Source organism: Paenibacillus pasadenensis, from assembly GCF_002864175.1.
In the GTDB taxonomy this organism is placed as follows: Bacteria; Bacillota; Bacilli; order Paenibacillales; family Paenibacillaceae; genus Paenibacillus_O; species Paenibacillus_O pasadenensis.
Genome location: NZ_NFEZ01000003.1, coordinates 1,026,026 through 1,047,957, shown reverse-complemented (window position 1 = coordinate 1,047,957; position 21,932 = coordinate 1,026,026). Strand labels below are relative to the sequence as shown.

General features: G+C 68.0%; 20 protein-coding genes. 18 read left to right on the top strand and 2 right to left on the bottom strand.

What is annotated here, in order from left to right:
• The first annotated feature begins 17 nt into the window (after positions 1-17).
• The 5 genes from allB (at position 18) to B8V81_RS08180 (ending at position 6,780) form a co-directional block, all read left to right on the top strand.
• On the top strand, positions 18-1,475 hold the full coding sequence (gene allB, locus B8V81_RS08205) for an allantoinase AllB (protein WP_101808113.1): 1,458 nt from the start codon (positions 18-20) through the stop codon (positions 1,473-1,475).
• Between the two features lie 25 nt (positions 1,476-1,500).
• Positions 1,501-3,042, top strand: a complete 1,542-nt coding sequence (locus B8V81_RS08200; protein WP_101808112.1) for a Zn-dependent hydrolase — start codon at positions 1,501-1,503, stop codon at positions 3,040-3,042.
• Positions 3,039-4,412, top strand: a complete 1,374-nt coding sequence (locus tag B8V81_RS25720) for a pyridoxal-phosphate-dependent aminotransferase family protein (RefSeq protein WP_244912730.1) — start codon at positions 3,039-3,041, stop codon at positions 4,410-4,412. The genes B8V81_RS08200 and B8V81_RS25720 overlap by 4 nt, the downstream gene beginning before the upstream one ends.
• A complete protein-coding gene (ggt, locus tag B8V81_RS08185) occupies positions 4,409-6,004 on the top strand; it encodes a gamma-glutamyltransferase (protein ID WP_101808111.1) in 1,596 nt (531 codons plus the stop codon). The genes B8V81_RS25720 and ggt overlap by 4 nt, the downstream gene beginning before the upstream one ends.
• Before the next feature lie 227 nt (positions 6,005-6,231).
• Positions 6,232-6,780 carry a chromate transporter gene (locus B8V81_RS08180; RefSeq protein ID WP_028598498.1) on the top strand — a complete coding sequence of 183 codons (549 nt, stop codon included), beginning with the start codon at positions 6,232-6,234 and terminating at the stop codon, positions 6,778-6,780.
• Positions 6,781-6,895: 115 nt separating this feature from the next.
• On the opposite strand, the gene B8V81_RS08175 is transcribed toward B8V81_RS08180, so the two are convergent.
• Positions 6,896-7,168 (bottom strand): hypothetical protein, encoded by a 273-nt coding sequence (locus B8V81_RS08175; RefSeq protein WP_146000465.1) that lies wholly within the window; start codon positions 7,166-7,168, stop codon positions 6,896-6,898.
• Positions 7,169-7,403: 235 nt separating this feature from the next.
• Between B8V81_RS08175 and B8V81_RS08170 the strand changes: the two genes are divergently transcribed.
• Complete coding sequence (locus B8V81_RS08170) at positions 7,404-8,639, top strand: PAS domain-containing hybrid sensor histidine kinase/response regulator (RefSeq protein WP_101808109.1); 1,236 nt, start codon at positions 7,404-7,406, stop codon at positions 8,637-8,639.
• A gap of 81 nt (positions 8,640-8,720) precedes the next feature.
• The gene (locus tag B8V81_RS08165) at positions 8,721-9,260 is read left to right on the top strand and encodes an NADPH-dependent FMN reductase (protein ID WP_101808108.1); all 540 of its coding nucleotides are present in this window, start codon (positions 8,721-8,723) and stop codon (positions 9,258-9,260) included.
• A gap of 776 nt (positions 9,261-10,036) precedes the next feature.
• Here the strand turns inward: B8V81_RS08165 and B8V81_RS08160 are convergent.
• Positions 10,037-10,990: a D-2-hydroxyacid dehydrogenase gene (locus tag B8V81_RS08160; protein ID WP_101808107.1), complete on the bottom strand. Its 954-nt coding sequence runs from the start codon at positions 10,988-10,990 to the stop codon at positions 10,037-10,039.
• Between the two features lie 229 nt (positions 10,991-11,219).
• Between B8V81_RS08160 and B8V81_RS08155 the strand changes: the two genes are divergently transcribed.
• From B8V81_RS08155 to B8V81_RS08105, 11 genes are all read left to right on the top strand, one after another.
• A complete protein-coding gene (locus tag B8V81_RS08155; RefSeq protein ID WP_146000464.1) occupies positions 11,220-11,588 on the top strand; it encodes a hypothetical protein in 369 nt (122 codons plus the stop codon).
• A complete protein-coding gene (locus B8V81_RS26250; RefSeq protein ID WP_101808105.1) occupies positions 11,584-11,811 on the top strand; it encodes a S26 family signal peptidase in 228 nt (75 codons plus the stop codon). Before B8V81_RS08155 ends, B8V81_RS26250 begins: the two co-directional genes overlap by 5 nt.
• Positions 11,812-12,068: 257 nt before the next feature.
• A complete protein-coding gene (gene biuH / locus B8V81_RS08145; protein WP_028598376.1) occupies positions 12,069-12,767 on the top strand; it encodes a biuret amidohydrolase in 699 nt (232 codons plus the stop codon).
• Entirely contained in the window at positions 12,764-14,632 is a 1,869-nt protein-coding gene (atzF, locus tag B8V81_RS08140; protein ID WP_028598377.1) for an allophanate hydrolase, read from the top strand. Before biuH ends, atzF begins: the two co-directional genes overlap by 4 nt.
• A 243-nt stretch (positions 14,633-14,875) precedes the next feature.
• Positions 14,876-16,405 (top strand): ABC transporter ATP-binding protein, encoded by a 1,530-nt coding sequence (locus B8V81_RS08135; RefSeq protein ID WP_052333113.1) that lies wholly within the window; start codon positions 14,876-14,878, stop codon positions 16,403-16,405.
• Complete coding sequence (locus B8V81_RS08130; RefSeq protein WP_084136975.1) at positions 16,402-17,466, top strand: ABC transporter permease; 1,065 nt, start codon at positions 16,402-16,404, stop codon at positions 17,464-17,466. The genes B8V81_RS08135 and B8V81_RS08130 overlap by 4 nt, the downstream gene beginning before the upstream one ends.
• 1 nt (position 17,467) lies before the next feature.
• The gene (locus B8V81_RS08125) at positions 17,468-18,379 is read left to right on the top strand and encodes an ABC transporter permease (RefSeq protein ID WP_028598379.1); all 912 of its coding nucleotides are present in this window, start codon (positions 17,468-17,470) and stop codon (positions 18,377-18,379) included.
• 98 nt (positions 18,380-18,477) lie between these two features.
• Entirely contained in the window at positions 18,478-19,659 is a 1,182-nt protein-coding gene (locus tag B8V81_RS08120) for a BMP family ABC transporter substrate-binding protein (protein ID WP_028598380.1), read from the top strand.
• A gap of 13 nt (positions 19,660-19,672) precedes the next feature.
• Positions 19,673-20,686 carry a formamidase gene (locus tag B8V81_RS08115; RefSeq protein WP_028598381.1) on the top strand — a complete coding sequence of 338 codons (1,014 nt, stop codon included), beginning with the start codon at positions 19,673-19,675 and terminating at the stop codon, positions 20,684-20,686.
• On the top strand, positions 20,683-21,234 hold the full coding sequence (locus tag B8V81_RS08110) for a cupin domain-containing protein (RefSeq protein WP_240478985.1): 552 nt from the start codon (positions 20,683-20,685) through the stop codon (positions 21,232-21,234). Before B8V81_RS08115 ends, B8V81_RS08110 begins: the two co-directional genes overlap by 4 nt.
• Complete coding sequence (locus B8V81_RS08105; protein WP_028598382.1) at positions 21,231-21,911, top strand: cysteine hydrolase family protein; 681 nt, start codon at positions 21,231-21,233, stop codon at positions 21,909-21,911. Before B8V81_RS08110 ends, B8V81_RS08105 begins: the two co-directional genes overlap by 4 nt.
• Positions 21,912-21,932 lie beyond the last annotated feature (21 nt).

The window sequence follows — 21,932 nt, the reverse complement described above, 5'->3', positions numbered from 1 at the left end:
GGAAAGGGGCGAACATCATGGGAGAGAAGACGGACCTTCCGGCCGCAGGCTGGACAACGGTGATCAAGGGCGGCGACATCGTCCTGCCGGACGCCGCGGAGCCGCAGCGGCTGGACATCGCGATCGCCGGCGGAGCGATCGCCGCGATCGGCCCGGAGCTGGACGCGGCCGGGGCGGACATCGTCGACGCGTCGGGGCTGCTCGTGCTGCCGGGCGGCGTCGACGTCCACGTGCATTTCAACGAGCCGAACATGGGCCACTGGGAAGGGTTCCCGACCGGCTCCGCCGCGCTCGCCGCCGGGGGCGTGACCGCCTACGCGGACATGCCGCTGAACGGGCTGCCGGCGACGGTCGACCGGGCGGCGCTGGCGCTCAAGGCCTCCTGCGCCGAAGGCCGCTCCGCCGTCGACTATGCATTCTGGGGCGGGCTCGTCCCGGGCAAGCTCGAGGAGCTGGAGCCGCTGGCGGAGGCCGGCGTCGTCGGCTTCAAGGCGTTCGTCTCCAAGCCGGGCGGAGAAGGCGAAGGCCGCTTCGTCGAGGCGGACGACTGGACGCTGTACGAAGGAATGCGGCGCATCGCCTCGTTCGGCGGCGTGCTGGCGCTGCATGCGGAGAACGACAGCATGACGACCGCGCTCGGCGATTCGATGCGGCGGGCAGGCCGCGTCGGGGCGCTCGACTTCGCCGCCTCGCGGCCGCCGGTGGCGGAGCTGGAGGCGGTGCACCGGGCGCTGTTCTACGCGGAGCTCACGGGCTGCCGGCTGCACTTCGTGCACATCAGCCATCCGGACAGCGTGGAGCGGATCGACCGCGCTCGCCGGGACGGCCTGGACGTGACCGTAGAGACATGCCCGCATTATCTGATGCTGACGGCGGACGACATGGCCCGGATCGGGCCGGTGGCCAAATGCGCGCCGCCGCTGCGGGACGCCGAAAGCGTCGAGCGGCTGTGGGCGCAGCTGGCGGAAGGCAAGATCGACCTCGTCGCCTCCGACCACAGCCCGAGCCCGATCGAGCTGAAGGCGGGGCCGGGGCTGAGCTTTTTCGACGCCTGGGGCGGCATCTCCGGCGCGCAGAGCACGGTCGAGCTCGTGCTCGGCGAAGGGCTGCGGCGCGGCATTCCGGCCGGCCGGCTCGCGCAGGTGCTGGCGGGGGCGCCGGCGGAGCGCTTCGGCTTGACCGGCAAGGGCGGAATCGCCGTCGGCAAGGACGCCGATCTGGCGCTGATCGACCGCAGCGCGGGCTACACGCTGGAAAGCGGCCACCTGCAGTACCTGCATCCGAATAGCCCGTACACGGGCATGCGGATGGACGTCCGGGTCGTCCGCACGCTGCTGCGCGGACAGGTCGTCTACTCGCTGGACGGCGGCGTCGTGCCGGCGGGAGGCGTGCGCACCGCTGGCGGCCTGGGGGCGCCGGCAGAGCGGCGGCAAGCCGCCGAGGCCGGGACGGGCGGAGCGTTCGGCGGACGCTGAAAGCGGAAGAGAGGAGGGAGCGCGGATGGCGCTGACAAGCGAGCAGATGGAGCAGGCAGCCTCCTTCATGATGGAGCTGCTGCGGGAGCTGGCCTGGATCGGCGCGGAAAGCGCCGCGAACGCGGCGACGGCGGACCCGCTCGGGACGGCGGCGGCGCAGCTTTCGGCGGCCGCCGCCGAGGCGGCTGGAGGAGCGGGCTTGGCGCAAGCGCCGGGCCAGGCGGCGAGCGCAGCGGCAGGCGCAGCGGCGGTGCCGCCAACAGCGTCGGTGCCGCCAACAGCGGCGGTGCCGCCAACAGCGGCCGTGCCGCCAACAGCGTCGGGCGCTGCATCCGCCGTGGAGGCGTCCGGGACGCCGCATGCGCCGCAGGGCCTGATCGGCCCGGCCGGCGCGCTCGGCGTGACGCGCCTGCTGTACGACGACGCTTGGCTGCAGGCGCAGCGCCTGCTGGAGCGGCGGCTCGCCGCAGCCGGCCTTGAGCCGCGCTTCGACCGCGCGGGCAGCCTGTTCGGCCGGCTGCCCGGGACGGACGGCGGGAGCCGCGTCGTCCTGACCGGCTCCCATATCGACACCGTGCGCCGCGGCGGCCACTATGACGGCGCCTACGGCGTCGCCGCCGGCATCGCCGCGCTGGCGGCGCTGAAGCGCTTTTGCGGACCGCCGCGCCGGACGCTGGAGGTCGTGTCGCTGTGCGAGGAAGAGGGCAGCCGCTTCCCGCTTTCCTACTGGGGCTCGGGCACGATGGTCGGCCGCTACGGGCTCGAGGGAGCCTCGTTCTACCGCGATCCGGACGGCGAGACGCTCGAGCAGGCGATGCTTGCGGCGGGCTTCGGCCGCCCGGAGCAGCCGCATCCGCGGCGCGATGACCTGGATGCGTTCGTCGAGCTGCATGTCGAGCAGGGCATCGTGCTGGAGCGGAGCGGAGAGCCGATCGGCGTCGTGCAGGCGATCGTCGGGCAGCGCCGCTATACGTTCACGGTGGCGGGCGAAGCGAACCATGCCGGCACGACGCCGATGCCGCTGCGGCGCGACGCGCTCGCCGGGGCGGCGGAGATGGCGCTGGCCGCCGAGCGGGCGGCCGTCCGCCGAGGCGAGCCGATGGTCGCCACCGTCGGGCGGCTCGAGACCGAGCCCGGCACGCCGAACGTCGTGCCAGGCCGCGTCCGGTTCACGCTCGACGTCCGGCATGACGAAGCCGAAGCGCTGGAGTCGTTCTGCCGCGAGCTGCTGGAGGAGCTGGACGGCATCGCCGCCCGGCGCGGCCTCGAGCTGCAGGGCGAGCTGTGGATGGACGCGCCGCCTGCGCGCATGGACGCGGAGCTGGCCGACCGGCTCGCGCGGGCGGCCGGCCGGCGCGGGCTGGCGGTCCGCCGCATGGCGAGCGGAGCCGGGCATGACGCCCAGCTGCTGTCGGAGATTTGTCCGGCGGCGATGCTGTTCGTGCCGAGCCGGGCCGGAATCAGCCACTCTCCGCTGGAATTTACGGAGGAGGCGCAGCTGGCCGGAGGCTTGGCGGTTTTGATCGATGCGCTATACGAGCTTGCCTACGAGGAGAGAGTGCCATGAAACGATACGCCGACCTGTCGCCGACGCCGAGGACGATCATGACGCCGGGGCCGGTGGAAGCCGACCCGCGCGTGCTGCGGGCGATGAGCCATACGATTCTGGGGCAGTTCGATCCGGAGTTCACCGCCATCATGAACGAGACGATGGAGATGCTGCGGGAGCTGTTCCGCACGGACAATCGCTGGGCGTATCCGGTCGACGGCACGTCGCGCTCCGGCCTGGAGGCGGTGCTCGCCGGGCTGATCGAGCCGGGCGACCGCTTGCTCGTGCCGATCTTCGGGCGCTTCGGCCATCTGCTCACCGAGCTGTCGCAGCGGCTCGGGGCGGAGGTCTATACGATCGAAAAGCCCTGGGGCGAGGTATTCGAGCCGCAGGAGGTGATCGAGGCGATCGACGCCTGCCGTCCGGATCTGGTGGCGATCGTGCACGGCGAGACGTCGACCGGCCGCGTGCAGCCGCTCGAGGCCATCGGCAAAGCCTGCCGCGAGCGCGGCATCCTGATCGCCGTCGACGCGGTCGCCACGCTCGGCGGCGTGCCGGTCGAGACCGACGCCTGGTGCCTGGACGCCGTCGTCGGCGGCGCGCAGAAATGCCTGTCGGTGCCGTCCGGCATGGCCCCGATCACCTACAACGAGCGCGCCGAGGCGAAGCTGCTCCGCCGCAAGCGCGTCGAGCGCGGGCTGCAGCCTCCGTCCGAGCCGGCGGCAGACGGCGCGGCCGCTTCCGGTTCCGCCGCGCCAGCAGCTGCGCCGGCAGGCCTTGCCGCCTTGCCCGCCGTCGGCAGTTTGAGTCCGGCCGCCCTCGCATCCGCCGCGCCGACGCTGCAGCCGCCTGCCGCGAGCGAGCTCGGCGGCAGCGTCATCCGCAGCAACTACCTCGACCTCAGCCAGCTGCAGGATTACTGGAGCCCGGCGCGGCTCAACCATCATACCGAAATGACGTCGATGCTGTACGCGCTGCGCGAGGGCGTGCGGATCGTGCTGGAGGAAGGGCTCGAGGAGCGCTTCGCCCGCCATCGGCTGCATGAGTCGGCGCTCGTCGCCGGCCTGGAGGCGATGGGCCAGCGGCTGTACGGCAATCCGGCATGCAAGCTCGCCGTCGTCGCCTGCGTCGAGATCCCCGAGGGCATTGACGGCGAGTCGGTGCGATCGATGCTGCTGGAGCAGTTCGGCATCGAGATCGCCAGCAGCTTCGGCCCGCTCAAAGGCCGCATCTGGCGCATCGGCACGATGGGCTACAGCTGCTCGAAGCGCAACGTGCTGCTGCTGCTCGGCGCGCTGGAGGCGGTGCTGCTGCGCCACGGCGCGGAGCTCAAGGCCGGCGCGGCGGTGCAGGCGGCGCTCGACATCTATGAGGGGGGAAGCGTATGAAGCCGGTCATGCCGATGGGCTACCAGGGAATGGTCGCGACGCCTCATTACATCGCCAGCGAGATCGGGCGGGACATCGTGCGCCGCGGCGGCAGCGCGGCGGATGCGGCCGTCGCTATCAGCGCGGCGCTCGGCGTCGTCTACCCGCATATGACCGGCGTCGGCGGCGACGCGTTTTTCATGCTCTACGACGCGGCGAGCGGCGAGATGGCCGGCTACAACGGCAGCGGCCGCGCCGGCAGCCAGGTGACGCCGTCCGTTTATGCGGATGCCGGGGAGACGGCGATTCCGCAGCGCGGCGTGCGCAGCTCCATCACCGTGCCAGGCATGGTCGACGCCTGGTGGGAGGTGTGGCGGCGCGGCGGCCGGCTGCCGTGGGAGGAGCTGCTGGAGCCGGCGGCGCAGTATGCCGAGCAGGGCTTCCCGATCTCGCGCAACCTCGAGCACTGGATGCGGATCGGCGAGCGCGAGCTCGCGGCTTGCCCCGCGCTCGCGGCCGTCTACCTGCCGCAGGGCCGGCTGCTGCGGACCGGCGAGCGGCTCGTCCAGCCGGATCTCGCCCGCACGCTGCGGGAGCTGCAGGCGGCGGGCCGGGACGGCTTTTATACGGGGACGGTCATGGAGCGCATCGTCTCTGGGATGGAGCGGGACGGCGGGCTGCTGACGCGCGAGGACTTCGCCGCCCATCGCGGCGAGTGGGTGCCGACCGTGTCGGTCAGCTATCGCGGCTGCGAGGTGCATCAGATGCCGCCGAACTCGCAGGGTTTCTCCGCGCTGATGATGCTGAACGTGCTGGAGAACGCCGACCTCTCCGAGATCCCGCGCGATTCGGCCGCGTTCTACCATCTGATGGCCGAGACGGTGAAAAAGACGTTCCGCGACCGCGACCGCTACTTGACCGATCCGGACTTCGCGCATATTCCGCTGGAGCGGCTGCTGTCCAAGTCGTACGCCCGCCATCTGTACGACGAGATCGGCCGCAGCTTCCCGAATCCGGCTCCGCATCTGTCGCCGGCGATGGGCCAGGATACCGCCTACGCCGCCGTCGTCGACGGCGAGGGCAACGCCGTTTCCTTTATCCAAAGTCTGTATTACGATTTCGGGGCGGCCTACATGCCCGAGGACACCGGCGTGCTGCTGCAGAACCGCGGCTCGTTCTTCTCGCTCGATCCGTCCGCTCCGAACGTGCTGGCGCCGGGCAAGCGCTCGTTCCACACGCTCATGCCGGCGATGATCCTGCGCGGAGGCAAGCCGTGGGCGCTCGTCGGCTCGCAGGGCGGGGAGGGCCAGCCGCAGACGCAGCTGTCCGTCATCACCGGCCTGATCGACTACGGCTGCACCGTCCAGGAGGCGCTGGCGCTGCCGCGCTGGATCTACGGCCGGACGTGGGGGCAGGACAGCGACAGCCTCAAGCTGGAAAACCGCGGCCTGTCCGGCGCGGCCGCGACGCTGCGCGGCTGGGGGCACCGGGTCGAGCTGGTCGACGCCTGGGACGGCGTCACCGGCCAGGCTCAGGGCATCGTCATCGACGCCGACGGCCTCATGACCGGCGCCGCCGACCCGCGCGGCGACGGCCTGGCGATCGGCTGGTAGGCCTAGGGTTTGCCAACCAGCCGACGCCTTGGCGATCGGCTGGTGAGCCTAGAGCTGCTTACCAGCCGACGCCTTGGCGATCAGCTGGCAAGCCCAGAGGCTGCTTGCGAGCAGACGCCCTGGCGATCAGCTGGCAAGCCCAGAGGCTGCTTGCGAGCAGACGCCTTGGCGATCAGCTGGTTGGCTGGCTTTTCCCTCGGGCGCGGCATAGAAAGGAGCGAGCACGAGTGCTGGCGACATTATGGAATCTCTTTTACTCGTTCGGGGTGGCGACGCTGCTCGGCTACGGCGGAGGACCGTCGATCATTCCGATCTATCAGGATCAGGTGGTGGGCCGATACGGTTGGATGACGACCGACGAATTCGGCAAGGCGCTCGCATTCGGCAACGCGCTGCCCGGTCCGATCGCGACCAAGCTGGCCGCCTACATCGGCTACAAGGTCGCGGGCGTGGCCGGCAGCGCCGTCGCGCTCGTCGCGGTCGTGCTGCCGACGGCGCTTGTCATGGTGGCGCTCTCGGGCATCATGATCAAGCTGAGCGGCAACCCCGTCATCAAGGGCATGATCCGGGGCATTCAGCCGGTCATCTTCGTCATGATGGCGATGCTGGCGTACGACTTCTCGAAGTTCGCCTTCAAGGAAAGCTCCGGTTTCCTGAACTTCATGCCGTTCCTGATCGCGGCGGCGTTCTTCATCCTCGTGCAGTACCTGAAGCTCAACGCCGTATGGGGCATCCTCGGCGCGCTGGCGATCGGGGCGGTCTTCCTACGGGGCTAGGGCGTGCCGGCTTGGAGGGGCGCCTTGGATTCCAACGTAAAAACCCGTTTCCCCTTCCGCTGAAGCAGCGCTTCGGCAGGTCGGGAAACGGGTTTTTATCTGTATTGTGGCACATTTACCACAGGTGGAGGCGCTGCGGCGGAAATAGAGCGCATCCAGTGGCATAGCTTTCGCTCAGCGCGATCACGTCCGGTACGAGCTTCAGCACGCCGATGCTCAGATCGTCCGGACCCGACCAGCAGCGGTTCCTGCCGGACTCCCGCAGGCTGCGGATGGCCGAGCGGTTGTCCAGGATGGCGACCCGGCCCTGCACGTCGACGATGTCCTTCGGCCACATAAGGCCTGCCATGCCCAGCCCCATCAGCAGAGGTGGCAGCGGGGTAGCCACCGGCCGGTTCGCCCTCCAGCAGCGCGCTCGCCACCGGCCAGCTCGCCTTCCAGCGGCGGCGGTCTGCCGGCAGCGTGGCCAGTCAGTCCGTCATGGGGATCGGCATGTGCCTCGATCGCGGGCAGTTCTTTTGCTCGCCGAACCGCGGCGGCTTCCGTTCGTCATCCGGTTCTATTCGCAGCCGAAAGGTTAATGCACTTGCAAAGGGATCCAGCCAAGAGAGGAGCGGTGCGCCATGGCAGAGTGGAACGGATTCGAGGCGATCGTCATTGTCGCCGTGCTGACGCTCGTCCTGTTCGCGCTGAGCCTCATGCTGGAAAAAAAGGCGGCCTGGAAGGAAGCCGCCGGCAACCGGAGCCGTTACGATTCCATTTTCGAATACAATCCCGACATGGTCTGCCTGTTCAGCCGGGACGGACGGCTGCTGCGCATCAATCCGGCGGCGGTGCGCTTGACCGGCTACACGGCGGCGGAGCTGGAGGGCGGGCGCTTCTGGTCGATCGTCGAGCCGGAAGACAGGAGGCGCGTGAGCCGCTGCTTCCTGCGCGCCAAGCAGGGGCGCGCGCAGACATCGGAGCTGCGCATCCGCACCAAGGACGAGCGCGAGATGGAGCTCAGCACGGTGTTCGTTCCTTGGGACGGGCGCAACGGCCATATGGATATCTACACGATCTCGACCGATCTGACGCCGCGCAATGCGGCTTTGCGGGAGGCGTGGCAGGCCAAGCTGGAGGCGGAGCAAGCGCTCAAGATCAAAAGCGAGTTCCTCGCCGTCATGAGCCATGAGATCCGCACGCCGCTGAACGGCGTGCTCGGCATGAGCGAGCTGCTGCTCGACACCGAGCTGGACGAGAGCCAGCGGGAATACGTGCGCATCATCCAGAGCAGCGGCAGCGGCCTCATGGACGTGATGGACGATGTGCTCGACTATTCGCGTCTGGAGTCGGGCGGAGAGATTCCGTTCGCGCAGGAGCCGTTCGTGCTTCGCGACGTCGTCGTGGGCTCGCTGCAGCTTTTTCTCGGCAAGCTCAAGGAGAAGAAGCTCGACGCCATCCTCGAGCTCGAGCCCGGCCTGCCGGAGGTGCTGGTCGGGGACGGCAAGCGGCTGCGCCAGGTGCTCAACAACCTGATCAGCAACGCCGTCAAGTTCACGGACGAGGGCGGCATCTCCGTCAAAGTCAGGGAAGTCGGACGGACCGGCGGCCGCATCCGTCTCGAGTTCTGCATTCGGGATACCGGCATCGGCATTCCGGAGGGCAAGCTCCATCTGCTCTTCAAGCCGTTCAGCCAGACCGACTCCTCCATCTCGCGCCTGTACGGCGGCACGGGCCTCGGCCTTGCGATCTGCCGCTCGCTCGTGGAGCGGATGGACGGGCGCATCGAGCTGAGGCCGCTCCAGCGGGGAGCGGAGGCGATCTTTGAGATCGAGGTTAGCGTTCATGAGGATGAGGACCCTTCGGCCACTTTGTAAATAAAATGCTTGAGAAAGTTCGCGAGCAGGCTATAATGGGAACAGGAACCCCATGAATGGAAACGAAAGGATGAACGATCGATGAAGCTTACGATCATTGCAGGAGGCAACCGCAAGGAATCGACCAGCACGAAGCTGCTGCGCTATATGGAGAAGGCTCTTTGGGAAAAGGAGATCGAGGTGACGTTCATCGATCTGCATCGCCACACGCTGCCGCTTTATTCGTCCGATGCCGCCGAGCCGAGCGAGCAGATCGACTTGCTCGTGCAGGCCGTCGCCGAAGCGGACGGCGTCATCCTCGGCACGCCGGAGTATCACGGGTCGTTCTCGGGCACGCTCAAAAACGCGCTCGATTACCTCGGCGCGGCGCAGTTCGAGGGCAAGCCGGTGCTCGTCGCCAGCTCCGCGGCCGGCGCGGTCGGCGTCAGCTCGCTGACGCAGCTGCAGACGGTCGTCCGCAACCTGCACGGCATCAACTGCACGGAGTGGGTATCGATCGGCGGAGAGGCGCGCTCGTTCGGCGAGGACGGCGAGCCGGCCAGCGACAAGGTCAAGCAGCGCGTCCTTTACGCGCTGGAGCATCTGACGCGGCTCGTGCGCCAGCTGCGCCTGGCCGACTAAGCTCGCGGCGGCGCCCGCGCTTGAGCGGGCAGCCCGAGAGCGTCGGCGGCGCATGAGCGTCGGCAGCGGCAGAGGCGCGCAGACGAGGCGGCAGAGCTGGCCTCGGTCAGGCGAGGGCGAGGCGGCGTCGGCCGGTCGTCCAGCCTTTAGCGCCGCGCAGCAGAAAGGAGCGTTCCCGATCGGGAACGCTCCTTTTTGCTGCCGGAACGGACGGAGTTGCACGGAAAAACCGAGCAACTCGGGCGCGCAGGCGTCGGAAAGGAGGGAGATGCGCGGAAAAACCGAGCAACGCGGGCGCGCAGGCGTCGGAACGGAGGGAGTTGCGCGGAAAAACCGAGCAACTCTGGCTCGGTGGCAGCAGAACGGAGGGAGTTGCGCGGAAAAACCGAGCAACTCGGGCGCGCAGGCGTCGAACGGACGGAGATGCGCGGAAAAACCGAGCAACTCGGGCGCGCAGGCGTCGAACGGAGGGAGATGCGCGGAAAAACCGAGCAACTCGGGCGCGCAGGCGTCGAACGGAGGGAGATGCGCGGAAAAACCGAGCAACTCGGGCGCGCTCCCGGGTTCGCGGCGACAGGCAGGAAAAAGGGACAAGGACGGAGTCAGGCTCCGCTCTTGTCCCTTTGCTCGCTTGGCGATGCCTGGCGGCATTTTGCCGGTTTGATCGCCCCTTGCCTAGTCCTCTTCGCATATGAAAACAGTTCGCGCAGCAGTCGACGAGCTGCGCGAAGGGCCCAGTACCCTCGCTCGTAGTCGACGAGCTGCGCGCGAAGGACTCAGTACCCCCGCTCGTAGTCGACGATGTTGCGGGCCGGGCGGCCGTCCGCCAGGTAGCTCTTGAGGTTGTGGACGAACAGCTCGGTGACGCGTTCCTTGTAGCGCTCGGAGCTGCCGCCCATATGCGGCGTGATGATGACCTGCTCCATCGCCCACAGCGGATGGCCTTCCGGCAGCGGCTCGGGATCGGTCACGTCCAGACCGGCTCCGCCGATCGCGCCGCTGCGCAGCGCCTCGACGAGCGCATCCGTATCGACGGACACGCCGCGGCCGATGTTGACGAACACGGCGCTGTCCTTCATCGCGGCGAACTCGGCGGCGCCAAAAACGCGCTCCGTGTCCGGCGTGTGCGGCAGGACGTTCACGACATAGTCGGCGCGGGCGAGCGCGTCATGCAGCTGATCGATGGCCATCGTCTCGTCCATGTGCGGCGTCGGCCGCGCCGTGCGGCGCACGCCGATCGTGCGCATGCCGAGCGCCTGGCCGAGCCGGCCGAGCTCGGTGCCGATCTCGCCCGCTCCGATGATCGCGAGCGTCGCTCCATTCAGCTCCGCGTATGGCTCGCGCGGCTCCCATTTGCCCCGGAGCTGGCTGCGCACCGAATGGTGCAGGCCGCGCGAGAAGGCGAGCATCATCGCCAGCGCCGTCTCGGACATCGGCACCGGATGCACGCCGCTCGCCGTCGTCAGGATGACGCCGGCCTGCTCCAGCTTGCCCAGCGGCATCTTGTCCACGCCCGCGGACCACGATTGCAGCCACTTGAGGGAGCCGCCCTCTCCAAGAGACTCCTTCTCGATGACGGGGCTCCATCCGCAGATGACCTCCGCCTCGCGGAACAGCTTGTCGTCCAGCTCCTTGGGACGGCCGAATACGATGTTCCAGCCCGGCGCGGCCTCGCGCACTCGCGCTTCCTGCTCCGGCGTCAGGCCGTGCAGGCAGATCATGGTTGGCATGCTTCTCATCCTCTCCTTTAGGATAGTCTATCAACGTTCGGCATTGGGTTTCAAACGGATTAGCGGAAATGTCGGAGGGACAGCCGTATTTTAAAGCCGAGTTAGGCAACAAGAAAATCGTTCATTGGATATATTGGATTTTTCTGTATAAATCATACAATTGAAGGAGTATGAGAATCGCGATCCCGTAGTCGCTGACCTATCCATTGAACAAGCGAGGACTCCTTTCATGAAAACAGCCCGTTTCGTCCTTCTGCTGGCTTGCCTCTCTTTTATTTCCGCATGCTCAGCTTCTGAAAATGGTCGATCGGTCAAAGACGAGACTACGCCATCAACGCCTGTAGAAGTGGATGTCGTGGGCGGCATGTTCGTGATCGAACATCGATCCGACAGCATGGATCGGGGGAATCATGAGTATGATTCCGCGATCGTAGGAGGCCTGGTGGTAGATCCGAAGGATGAGGCCGACGGATCTCTGTCCCGCGGGGATGTCGTTTACTTCAAGACGCCTGAGTTCAATCATGACTTCAATCCAAACTTGAAGCCGGCCGAATTCAACCTGGCTCGAGTCGTCGGCCTTCCCGAAGAAAAAGATTGAAAAGGGCCGGATCTACATTGACGGCAAAAAGCTGGATGCTTTTTACGGCCAAGAGCAATCCAGAGGGCAGGAGCTCGAGACGGCGAACCTGGACGAGATCGAGGTCCCGCCCGATCACGTTTTCGTATTGGGCGATACATGGTGGAGAAGCATCGACAGCCAGCTGTTCGGACCGCTTCCCATTTCGGCCGTGCGAGGAAAAGTAATCGGATATGAAGAATAGACAAGGCGCGCTCTTCCCTTCTCGGGAGGAAGCGCGTTTTTTTGAGCAAAGTCCTCGTCGGAAGCGCTTCGTTTGAAACCCGGAGACGGCCGACTGACTTGCGCATGCATGGAAAATGGATCGGCGCTACGCCGGTTTAGGGTCGGTTCCTAATCCTGAATCTCTCCTTTTGGCAACGAACGCCAATGACCGCTCTCTCTTCATGTTATATAATGTGACATAACCTAGAAAAGCAAGAGAGGACAAGGTGATTTTCGATGACGATCCAAGCGAAACCTTACGCTTACCCTTACGACGGCGACCTGCGGGCGGACAATACGGCGCTGCTGGTCATCGACATGCAGACCGACTTCTGCGGACCGGGAGGCTACGTGGACCGGATGGGCTACGACCTGTCGCTCACCCGCCGCGCGATCGGTCCGATCCGCGCCCTGCTGGATGCGGCGCGCGCGCTGCCCGGCTTCACGGTCATCCATACGCGGGAGGGGCATCGCCCCGATCTGTCGGACCTGCCGGCGAACAAGCGCTGGCGCAGCGCGGCGATCGGAGCCGAGATCGGCTCCGAGGGACCGGCGGGACGCATCCTCATCCGCGGCGAGAAGGGCTGGGACATCATCGACGAGCTGCGTCCGGAGCCGGGCGAGATCGTGATCGACAAGCCGGGCAAGGGCAGCTTTTATGCGACGGACCTCGACCTGCTGCTGCGCGTCCGCGGCATCCGCAACCTGATCCTGACCGGCATCACGACTGACGTCTGCGTGCATACGACGATGCGCGAGGCGAACGACCGCGGCTACGAATGCCTGATTCTCGAGGATGCGACGGGAGCGACCGACAGCGGCAACCACGAGGCGGCGCTGCGGATGGTGCAGATGCAGGGAGGCGTGTTCGGCGCCGTATCGGACTCGGCGGCAGTCGTCGCGGAGCTGCGGCGTCTGGCGGAGACGGCGCGATGAGCCGGGCGTGGACGATCGCGTCGCTGCGCGAGGCGTATCGGAGCGGGAGGACGACGCCGGAGGAAGTGATGCGCGAGCTGTGCGAAAAAGCGGCGGCCGAGGCATCCTGGAACATCTGGATCACGCCGCCGACGATGGAGAGGCTGCGCCCTTGCTTGCGCAGGCTGGAGGAGCTCGATCCGGACGCATGCCCGCTGTGGGGCATTCCGTTCGCGGTCAAGGACAACATTGATGTCGCGGGCATGCTCACGACGGCGGCTTGTCCGGACTACGCCTACGCGCCGGTGGAGCATGCGGCCGTCGTCCGGCGGCTCGTGGAGGCGGGAGCGGTGCCGATCGGCAAGACGAATCTGGATCAGTTCGCGACGGGCCTCGTCGGCACGCGCAGCCCGTATGGCGAGACGGCCAACGCGCTGCGCCCGGAGCTGATCAGCGGCGGCTCGAGCTCCGGATCCGCGGTCGCGGTCGCCCGCGGGCATGCCGTTTTCGCGCTGGGCACCGACACGGCGGGATCGGGGCGCGTGCCGGCTGCCCTCAACGGCATCGCCGGCTACAAGGCGGCTCCGGGCGCATGGCCGACGCGCGGCGTCGTGCCGGCCTGCGCGAGCCTGGACTGCGTCAGCGTGTTCGCCGCCGACTGGACCGAGACGGCGGAGATCGACCGCATCGCGCGCGGCCTCGAGCCCGGCGATCCGTGGAGCGCCGCGCGACCTGCGCCGGAGCCGGCGCTGCCCAGCGAGCTGCTGCTGCCGGACGATCCGCTGGCGTTTTTCGGTCCTTTTGCAGCCGAGTACGAGGAGGCCTGGAAGGTCGCGGAGCGCAGGCTGGGGAGCCTCGGGCTGCCCGTGCGCCGCATCCGCCTGCAGCCGCTGGAGGAAGCGGCGGCGCTGCTGTACGAAGGGCCGTACGTGGAGGAGCGGCGAGCGTCGCTCGGCGGCTTCCTCGACCGTCATCCCGGCAGCGCGCTGCCGGTGACCGAATCGGTGCTGCGCTCCGGCGAGGAGCGCGGCTACGACGCGGCGGCGCTGTTCCGGGCGCTGCACCGGCTGCAGGAGCTGCGCCTGGAATCGTCGCAGCTCCTGCGCGGGGCGGTGCTGGCGCTGCCGACCGCAGGCGGCACCTGGACGCGCGAGCAGGTCGGAGCGGATCCGCTCGGCGCCAATTCGGCGATGGGACGCTGGACGAACCACTGCAATCTGCTCGGGCTCGGAGCGCTGGCGCTGCCGGCCGGGGCGGCGGCGAGGGAGCTGCCGTTCGGCATCACGCTGTTCGCCGCGGCGGACGAGGAGGGGCTGCTGTTCGGCGCAGCCGCGGCATTCGACGAACGCGAGTCAACGGCGACAGTCCCCGACGCTGCCGGCTCGCAGAAGCTGGCGCAGGCCGCGGCATTCGCCGGCATCTCGCCGCCAGCGAGCCCCGACGCTGCCGGCTCGTTCCAGCCGGCCGCTCCGTCCGCGGAGGAACCGGCATCCGCTCCCGAAGCGGTCATCGCCGTCTGCGGCCTGCATATGCGCGGGATGCCGCTGGAGCCGCAGATGCTCGGCCATGGAGCGCGCTTCCTGCGCGAGGCGCGGACGGCTCCATGCTACCGGCTGCTGCGGCTGCCGGGCGAGCCGGCCAAGCCCGGGCTCGTGCGCGTCGAAGCGGGCGGATCGCCGATCGCCCTGGAGCTGTGGAGCATGCCTCTGTCCCGGCTTGGCGCCTTCGTCGAGGCGATCCCGCAGCCGCTCGGCTTCGGAAAGGTGAGGCTGGAGGACGGCTCGCTTGTTTCCGGCTTCCTTTGCGAAGGCGTCCTGCTGGAGCGGGCGGAGGACATCTCGGCGAGCGGAGGCTGGAGGACGGCGCTGGAGCAGGCCGCCCGCTGAGGCGGCCGCCGCGCCCCACCGACCCGCACGGGCGCGATCGATCTGTCGAGGCGAGAGCCCCGGCAGCCGCCTCGGCTCAGCCCTAAGATGTCATATTTATGATAGATATAGAGCCTTCTGACAAATCAACGACCTTTCTTTTGGAAGGTTCTGATAAAGATTTTTTCGGGAACGTGCGCTATAATCAAACCAATTCGATTTATGTTAGATAACCTCACTTAACGAACAAGGGGGGAAGGCCGGATGGAGAGAGAGAACCTGCTGACAGAACCGCTGCTGAGCGTGCGCGGCTTGACCAAGCGCTTCGGCTCGCTGACCGCCAACCGTTCCATCGACCTTGACGTCCGGAAAGGGAGCATCCACGCCATCCTCGGCGAGAACGGGGCCGGCAAGAGCACGCTGATGAAGATGCTGTACGGCGTCTACAAGCCCGACGAGGGAAGCGTCGAGATCGACGGCCGGCCGGCCGAGCTTCATCCGCCTGCGAAGGCAAGGGCGCAGGGAGTCGGGATGGTGTTCCAGGACTTCCGCGTCGTGCCGGCGCTGACGGTGCTCGACAACATCGCGCTCGCGGTGGAGAAGGGATGGGGGCTGCGGCGCAGGCAGCTGCGGCGCCGCATCGTCGACGTATCCGCCAAATACGGACTGGCCGTCGATCCCGACGCGTCCGTCTGGGAGCTCGACCTCGGGCAGCGGCAGCGGCTCGAGATCGTCAAGGTGCTGCTCATGCCGGGCACGCGGATCATCATCTTCGACGAGCCGACGAGCGTGCTCGTGCCGCAGGAGGTCGGGGCGTTCCTGGACATGCTGCGGCGGCTGCGGGAGGACGGCTACGGCATCCTGCTCATCACGCACAAGATCAACGAGGTGCTCGCCGTCGCCGACGAGGCGACGGTGCTGCGGTCGGGCGAGATCGTCTTCCGCGCCGGACAGGGCGAGGAGCTGGCCGGCGAGCGGCTGATCGCCGCGATGATGGGGGACAAGACGCTGAAGGCGGTGTCCCGGACCGCCGGCGGTCCGGACGAAGCGCCTGCCGCGATGGCCGTGCGCGGCGCCTCGATCCGCGGCGACCACGGCGAGCTGGCGCTGGAAGCGTTCGACCTCGACTTGCCTGCGGGCCGCATCACCGGCGTCGCCGGCATCTCGGGCAGCGGCCAGCGGGAGCTGGCGGAAGCGCTGTTCGGCCTGCGGCCGCTCGCCTCGGGCACGCTCGAGATCGGCGGCAAGCCGATGAAGCCCGGCGTGCGGAGCTTCATCGAGGCGGGAGTGACGCTCGTCTCCGAGGATCCGGTCAAGGAGTCGGTCGTGCCCGGCTTCACGATCCTCGAGCATATGGCGCTGGACGGCTATCCCCTCTATCCAAAAGGGCTCGGCGTCGACTGGAGCCGCCTGCGCGCCGAGCTGACGGCTAGTCCCGAGGCGGCCGCGCTGTCGGTCGCCGCGCCGGACCGCCGCGCCGAGACGCTGTCCGGCGGCAACATCCAGCGGATGGTGCTGGCGCGGGCGCTCATCCGCCGTCCCGGCATCCTCATCGTCAGCTATCCGAGCCGCGGGCTCGACATCGGCACCGCCTACACCGTCCAGCGCCAGCTGCTCGAAGCAGCCGCGCAGGGGGCGGCGGTGCTGCTCCTCTCGGAGGATCTCGACGAGCTGTTCAAGCTGTCCGACCGGCTCGTCGTGCTCGCCGGCAAGCGGCTGCTCGGGCCGTACCGGCCGGAGGAGATCGATCAGGCCGGCATCGGCCGCCTGATGCTGAAAGGAGAATCCGCATGAGCCTGAACCCTTCCCCGAGCGTCGCCGCTCCTGCGGGCGCCAGATCCGCCGCGGCAAAACGCCTCCTCTCCTGGCTGCGCCAGCTGCTCGTGCTGGCCATTCCCTTCGCTTTGTTCGGCCTGTTCCTGCTGGCATACGGCGTCGATCCGCTGGAGCTGTACGGCTCGATGCTCGTGTCGACGTTCGGCGACTTGTACGGCTTCGGCGAGGTGCTGCTGAAGGCGACGCCGTTCGTGCTCACCGGCCTCGCCGCCGCGCTGCCGGCCAAGGCCGGCCTCGTCAACGTCGGCGGCGAGGGCCAGCTGGCGGTCGGCGCGTTGTTCGCCGCCTGGTTCGGCGTCTTTTACCTCGGCGGCCTGCCCGCCTGGATCGGCATTCCGGCGATGCTGCTGGCCGGCGCGCTCGGCGGCGCGCTGTGGGGGCTGGCGATCGCGCTGCTCAAGGTCAAGGGCCGGCTCAACGAGACGATCACGAGCGTGCTGCTAAACTATGTGGCGGTGTTCCTCGTCGGCTTTTTCGTCCACGGTCCGCTCAAGGATCCCGAATCGTTCAACTGGCCGTTCTCCCCGGAGATCGCGCCGACGCTGCGCCTGCCGATCTTCGACGGCACGCGGCTGCATGTCGGCTTCGTCATCGCCGCCGCCATCGCGGCGATCGTCTGGTTCGTCCTGGCCCGCACGCGGCTCGGCTACCGCATCCGCGTGCTCGGCAGCAACCGGCTGGCGGCGGAGAGGGCCGGGATGCGCATCGGCCGCATGTACTTCTGGGTGCTGATCGCAGCCGGCGCGATCGCCGGCATCGCCGGCATGATCGAGATCGCCGGCATCGAGGGCCGGCTGCGCGCGACGACCGGCGCGAACTTCGGCTACCTCGGCTTTCTCGCGGCGATGATGGCGTGGAACCATCCGCTGCGGCTGCTGCTGACGGCGTTCGTGCTCGGCATGATCAGCGTCGCCGGCAATACGCTGGAGATCGGCTCGGGCCTTCCGGCCTCGGCCGTGACGATTCTGATGGGACTCGTGCTGTTCTTCATTCTCGGCGGCAAAAGGAGGAGAGGCTGACATGATCGCGGACATTCTCACCGGGGCGGTCCGCTCCGGAACCTCCGTCATGCTCGCCAGCCAGGGCGAGCTCATCTCCGAACGGGCCGGCGTCATCAATCTCGGCACCGAGGGCTCGATGCTCGCCGGAGCGCTCGGCGGCTTCGCCGTCACCGTCTGGACCGGCAATCCGTGGCTCGGCGCGCTCGCAGGCGGCGGCTGCGGACTGCTGCTCTCGCTCCTGCACGCCGTGCTCGTCGTCGGCTTCGGCGCCAACCAGCTGGCGACCGGCCTGGCGATCATGTTCTTCGGCATCGGACTGACCTCGTTTTTCGGCCGGGACTTCGTCAGCTCGCAGATCGTCGGCTTCAACCCGGTGCCGATCCCGCTGCTGTCCGACATCCCGTTCGTCGGAGGCATCCTGTTCAACCACGATCCGCTCACCTACCTCTCGGTGCTGCTCGTGCCGGCGATCTGGTACCTGCTGTTCCGCACGCGGCTCGGCATCATGGTGCGGACGGCGGGCGAGCGCGAGGACGTGCTGTTCGCCAGCGGCCTGAACCCGCGCCTCATCCGGGCCTGCGCCGTGCTGGCGGGCGGATTCCTCGCCGGACTCGGCGGCGCGCAGCTGTCGATCGCCTATACGCACAGCTGGGTCGAGAACATGACGGCCGGGCGCGGCGTCGTCGCGGTGGCGCTCGTCATCTTCGCCTCCTGGAAGCCGCAGCGGGCGATGCTCGGCGCGTACCTGTTCGGCGCGGCGCAGGCGCTGCAGCTGACGGTGCAGCAGCAGGGCTGGGCGATCTCTCCGTTCTTCCTGTTCATGTTCCCGTATCTGCTCACGCTGGCGGCGCTGCTGCTCGTGGAGCGACGCAAGCTGAGCCGCACGCCGGAGGCGCTCGGCAGAGTGCTGGCCGGCGATCCCGGCGGCTGACATCCGGTTCCGGCCGTTCCGACCAGGGTCCGGCGGCGGCGGCAAGTCGGCAAGTCCCCTTTACAGAGAAAAAATCAGGATAAGCGGAGGGAAATTCCATGAAACTGTCATCCAGCAAGTCAAGCCTCACCGGCATCATCGCCGCCCTGCTGGCAGTCATCGTATTCGTCGCCGGCTGCAGCCAGCCCGGGTCGGGCGGCAGCTCCGGCGGCGCGAACAGCGGCACGGCGGAAGCGGGCGCGGAGGGCTCGGCAGCTCCCGGCAGCGGCGGCAGCGCGGTCGGCTTCATCTTTGTCGGCACGAAGGACGATTACGGCTACAACCAGGCCGCCTATCTCGGCAGCCAGGCGGTGGAGAAGGCCTTCCCTGACCTCAAGGTGCTGCGCTCGGAGAACGTGCCGGAGACGGCGGAAGCCGAGCGCGTCATGGAGCAGATGATCAAGGACGGGGCGAAGATCATCTTCCCGACCTCGTACGGCCATCTGGAGCCGGCGCTGAACGTCGCCAAGCGCCATCCGGACGTCGCCTTCTACCATCAGGGCGGGCTCAAGACCGCCGCCAACCTCGGCACCTACTTCGGCACGATCTGGGAGCCGGTCTACCTCGCCGGCGTGACGGCGGGCAAGATGAGCAAGACTGGCAAGCTCGGCTACATCGTCTCCGTGCCGATCCCGCAGGTGCTGCTCAACGTCAACGCGTTCGAGCTCGGCGCGAAGTCGGTCAATCCCGACGCGACGACGAGCGTCGTGTTCACCGGCAGCTGGTGCGATCCCGGCCAGCAGGCCAATGCGGTCAACTCGCTGCTTGACGGCGGCGCGGACGTCATCAGCCAGCATCAGGACTGCAGCAAGACGATCGTCGAAGCGGCGGAGCGCCGCGGCGCGATGACGGTCGGCTATCATGCGGACTCCTCGGCGCTCGCGCCGAAGGGCTGGCTGACGGGCTCCGAGTGGAACTGGCCGGACCTGTTCGTCGACATGGTGCGGACGGCGGCGGACGGCGGCTTCAAGGGCAGCGTTTATGACGGCAAATACCGCGGCATGTTGAAGGACGACGTCGTGCGGCTGAGCACGTTCGGCTCGGCAGTGCCGGACGAGGTGAAAGCATTCGTGGAGGAAAGGAAGCAGGAGATCGTGGACGGCACGCTGCATCCGTTCGCCGGTCCGGTCAAGGACCAGAGCGGCCAGGAGCGGATCGCCGCCGGACAGGCGCCGACGACCGACGAGCTCGAGGCGATGGACTATCTGGTCGAAGGCGTCGTCGGCAGCATTCCGCAATGAGGAGGGAACGACTATGAACGGACTGGGCGGCTTGAACAAATCGCCGGACGGCGTCGTCATCGGCCTCGCGCAGCTGCAGCTGCCGGCCGTCGAGACGCCGGAGCAGCTGGCGGCGCAGGCGAGGCGCATCGCGGAGATGACGGCCAAGGCGCGGAAGGGCTCGCGCTCGATGGATCTGATCGTATTTCCCGAATATTCGCTGCATGGCCTATCGATGAATACCGATCCGGCGCTCATGTGCCGGGTCGACGGGCCGGAGGTCGAGCTGTGGCGGGAGGCCTGCCGCGAGCATCGCATCTGGGGCTGCTTCAGCATCATGGAGCTCAATCCGGACGGCAATCCGTACAACACGGGGCTCATCATCGACGACGAAGGCGGAATCCGGCTGAAGTACCGCAAGCTGCATCCGTGGGTGCCGGTGGAGCCGTGGGAGCCGGGCGATCTCGGCATCCCGATGTGCGACGGGCCGAACGGCAGCCGGTTGGCGCTCGTCATCTGCCATGACGGCATGTTCCCGGAAATGGCGCGCGAATGCGCCTATCTCGGTGCGGACATCATGCTGCGCACGGCCGGCTATACGGCTCCGATCCGCCATGCATGGCAGGTGACGAACCAGGCGAACGCCTTTTGCAACCTGATGTACACCGCCTCGGTCTGCCTGAGTGGCAGCGACGGCGTCTTCGACTCGATGGGCGAGGCGATGATCGTCGGCTTCGACGGCATGACGCTCGTCCACGGCGGCGGACGGCCCGACGAGATCGTGGCCGGCGAGGTGCGGCCGTCGCTCGTCCGCGAGGCGCGCCGCATCTGGGGCGTGGAGAACAACCTGTACCAGCTCGGCCATCGCGGCTACGTCGCGGTGCAGGGCGGCGCAGGCGACTGTCCGTACACCTACATGCATGATCTCGCCGCCGGCCGCTACCGGCTGCCTTGGGAGGATGAGGTGCTCATCAAGGACGGCACGAGCGAGGGGTTCCCGCCGCCGGAGCGGCGATATGGCGGAGCGAAGGGAGGCGCGGCGCGATGACGGAGCCGACGAGGAGAGCCATGCAGGCGGAGGAGTCCGGGGCGGGCACGGCCGCGGCCGCGGGAGGAAAAGCTGCAGAAGCGGCTGTGCCGGCGGGCACGGTCGTGCTGCGCGAGTCCGGCATGGAGTGGGACCGGATGCCGCATCATCCCGAGCTGTACCACCGGGAGATCTGCTCGGCGGCGGACGCCGACCGGCTCGGCATCCGGGCCAGCTCCGTGCTCTGGGAGAAGATCGGCGTCGGCGGCGCGGTGCTGCCTCATCATCACGATGTCGCGGAGCTGATCCACATCACCAAGGGCCAGGTGAAGCTGCTCTGCAACGGCCAGTGGACCGAATGCCGGGCGGGCGATACGTTCCAGGTGCCCGCGGGCGTCGTGCACTCGGTGTTCAATGCCGGGCACGAGCCTTCCGAGCAGATCAGCGTGTTCCTGCCGGTCGAGCCGTCCCCGCCGCCGAACCGCTTTTTCGGCACGACGCTCGTCGACGTCCCCGGACCTCCGGGGGCGGAGGCAGCGCCGCCTCGGCGCGGAGAGGACGGAGCATGAGCCGCGAGCTGGCCGGAGCGCTTCCGTACCCGTTCCGCTTCGAGCCGGAGCGGACGGCGCTGCTCGTCATCGACATGCAGAACGACTTCTGCGCGCCGGGCGGCTTCGGCGAGCGGCTCGGCAACGACATCGCCCCGGCGAGGGCGATCATCCCGGCGATCGCCCGCCTGCTCGCCGCCGCCAGAGGCACGGGCATGCCGGTCGTCCATACGCGGGAGGGCCATCTGCCGGATCTGAGCGACTGTCCGCCCTCCAAGCTGCAGCGCAGCCGCCGCCAGGGCGCGGGCATCGGCGACGAGGGGCCGATGGGGCGCATCCTGATCCGCGGCGAGCTCGGGCACGGCATCGTGCCCGAGCTCGCTCCGCTGCCGGTTGAGATCGTGATCGACAAGCCCGGCAAAGGCGCGTTTTATGCGACCTCGCTGGAGGCGGAGCTGCGGCGGCTCGGCGTCCGCAGCTTGATCGTCTGCGGCGTCACGACGCATGTATGCGTCCATACGACGGTGCGGGAGGCCAACGACCGCGGGTACGAATGCGTCGTCGTCGCGGATGCGAGCGCCGCGTTCGATCCGGAGGATCACCGCTCCGCGCTGCGCATGCTCGTGCAGCAGGGGGCGATCTTCGGCTGGACGGCAGAGACGGACGAGGTGGAGCGGGTGCTGCGCGCGGGAGGCTGAGCGGACCGGGAGCCCGGTCCG

Excerpts from the sequence above, each read along its gene's own strand:
- atzF (WP_028598377.1), top strand. The coding sequence starts at position 12,764 with ATGAGCCGGGCGTGGACGATCGCGTCGCTGCGCGAGGCGTATCGGAGC.
- B8V81_RS08160 (WP_101808107.1), bottom strand. The coding sequence starts at position 10,990 with ATGCCAACCATGATCTGCCTGCACGGCCTGACGCCGGAGCAGGAAGCG.
- ggt (WP_101808111.1), top strand. The coding sequence starts at position 4,409 with ATGAAGCCGGTCATGCCGATGGGCTACCAGGGAATGGTCGCGACGCCT.
- B8V81_RS25720 (WP_244912730.1), top strand. The coding sequence starts at position 3,039 with ATGAAACGATACGCCGACCTGTCGCCGACGCCGAGGACGATCATGACG.
- B8V81_RS08155 (WP_146000464.1), top strand. The coding sequence starts at position 11,220 with ATGAAAACAGCCCGTTTCGTCCTTCTGCTGGCTTGCCTCTCTTTTATT.
- B8V81_RS08170 (WP_101808109.1), top strand. The coding sequence starts at position 7,404 with ATGGCAGAGTGGAACGGATTCGAGGCGATCGTCATTGTCGCCGTGCTG.
- B8V81_RS08200 (WP_101808112.1), top strand. The coding sequence starts at position 1,501 with ATGGCGCTGACAAGCGAGCAGATGGAGCAGGCAGCCTCCTTCATGATG.
- biuH (WP_028598376.1), top strand. The coding sequence starts at position 12,069 with ATGACGATCCAAGCGAAACCTTACGCTTACCCTTACGACGGCGACCTG.
- B8V81_RS08130 (WP_084136975.1), top strand. The coding sequence starts at position 16,402 with ATGAGCCTGAACCCTTCCCCGAGCGTCGCCGCTCCTGCGGGCGCCAGA.
- B8V81_RS08120 (WP_028598380.1), top strand. The coding sequence starts at position 18,478 with ATGAAACTGTCATCCAGCAAGTCAAGCCTCACCGGCATCATCGCCGCC.
- B8V81_RS08165 (WP_101808108.1), top strand. The coding sequence starts at position 8,721 with ATGAAGCTTACGATCATTGCAGGAGGCAACCGCAAGGAATCGACCAGC.
- B8V81_RS08105 (WP_028598382.1), top strand. The coding sequence starts at position 21,231 with ATGAGCCGCGAGCTGGCCGGAGCGCTTCCGTACCCGTTCCGCTTCGAG.
- B8V81_RS08115 (WP_028598381.1), top strand. The coding sequence starts at position 19,673 with ATGAACGGACTGGGCGGCTTGAACAAATCGCCGGACGGCGTCGTCATC.
- B8V81_RS08110 (WP_240478985.1), top strand. The coding sequence starts at position 20,683 with ATGACGGAGCCGACGAGGAGAGCCATGCAGGCGGAGGAGTCCGGGGCG.
- allB (WP_101808113.1), top strand. The coding sequence starts at position 18 with ATGGGAGAGAAGACGGACCTTCCGGCCGCAGGCTGGACAACGGTGATC.
- B8V81_RS08125 (WP_028598379.1), top strand. The coding sequence starts at position 17,468 with ATGATCGCGGACATTCTCACCGGGGCGGTCCGCTCCGGAACCTCCGTC.
- B8V81_RS08135 (WP_052333113.1), top strand. The coding sequence starts at position 14,876 with ATGGAGAGAGAGAACCTGCTGACAGAACCGCTGCTGAGCGTGCGCGGC.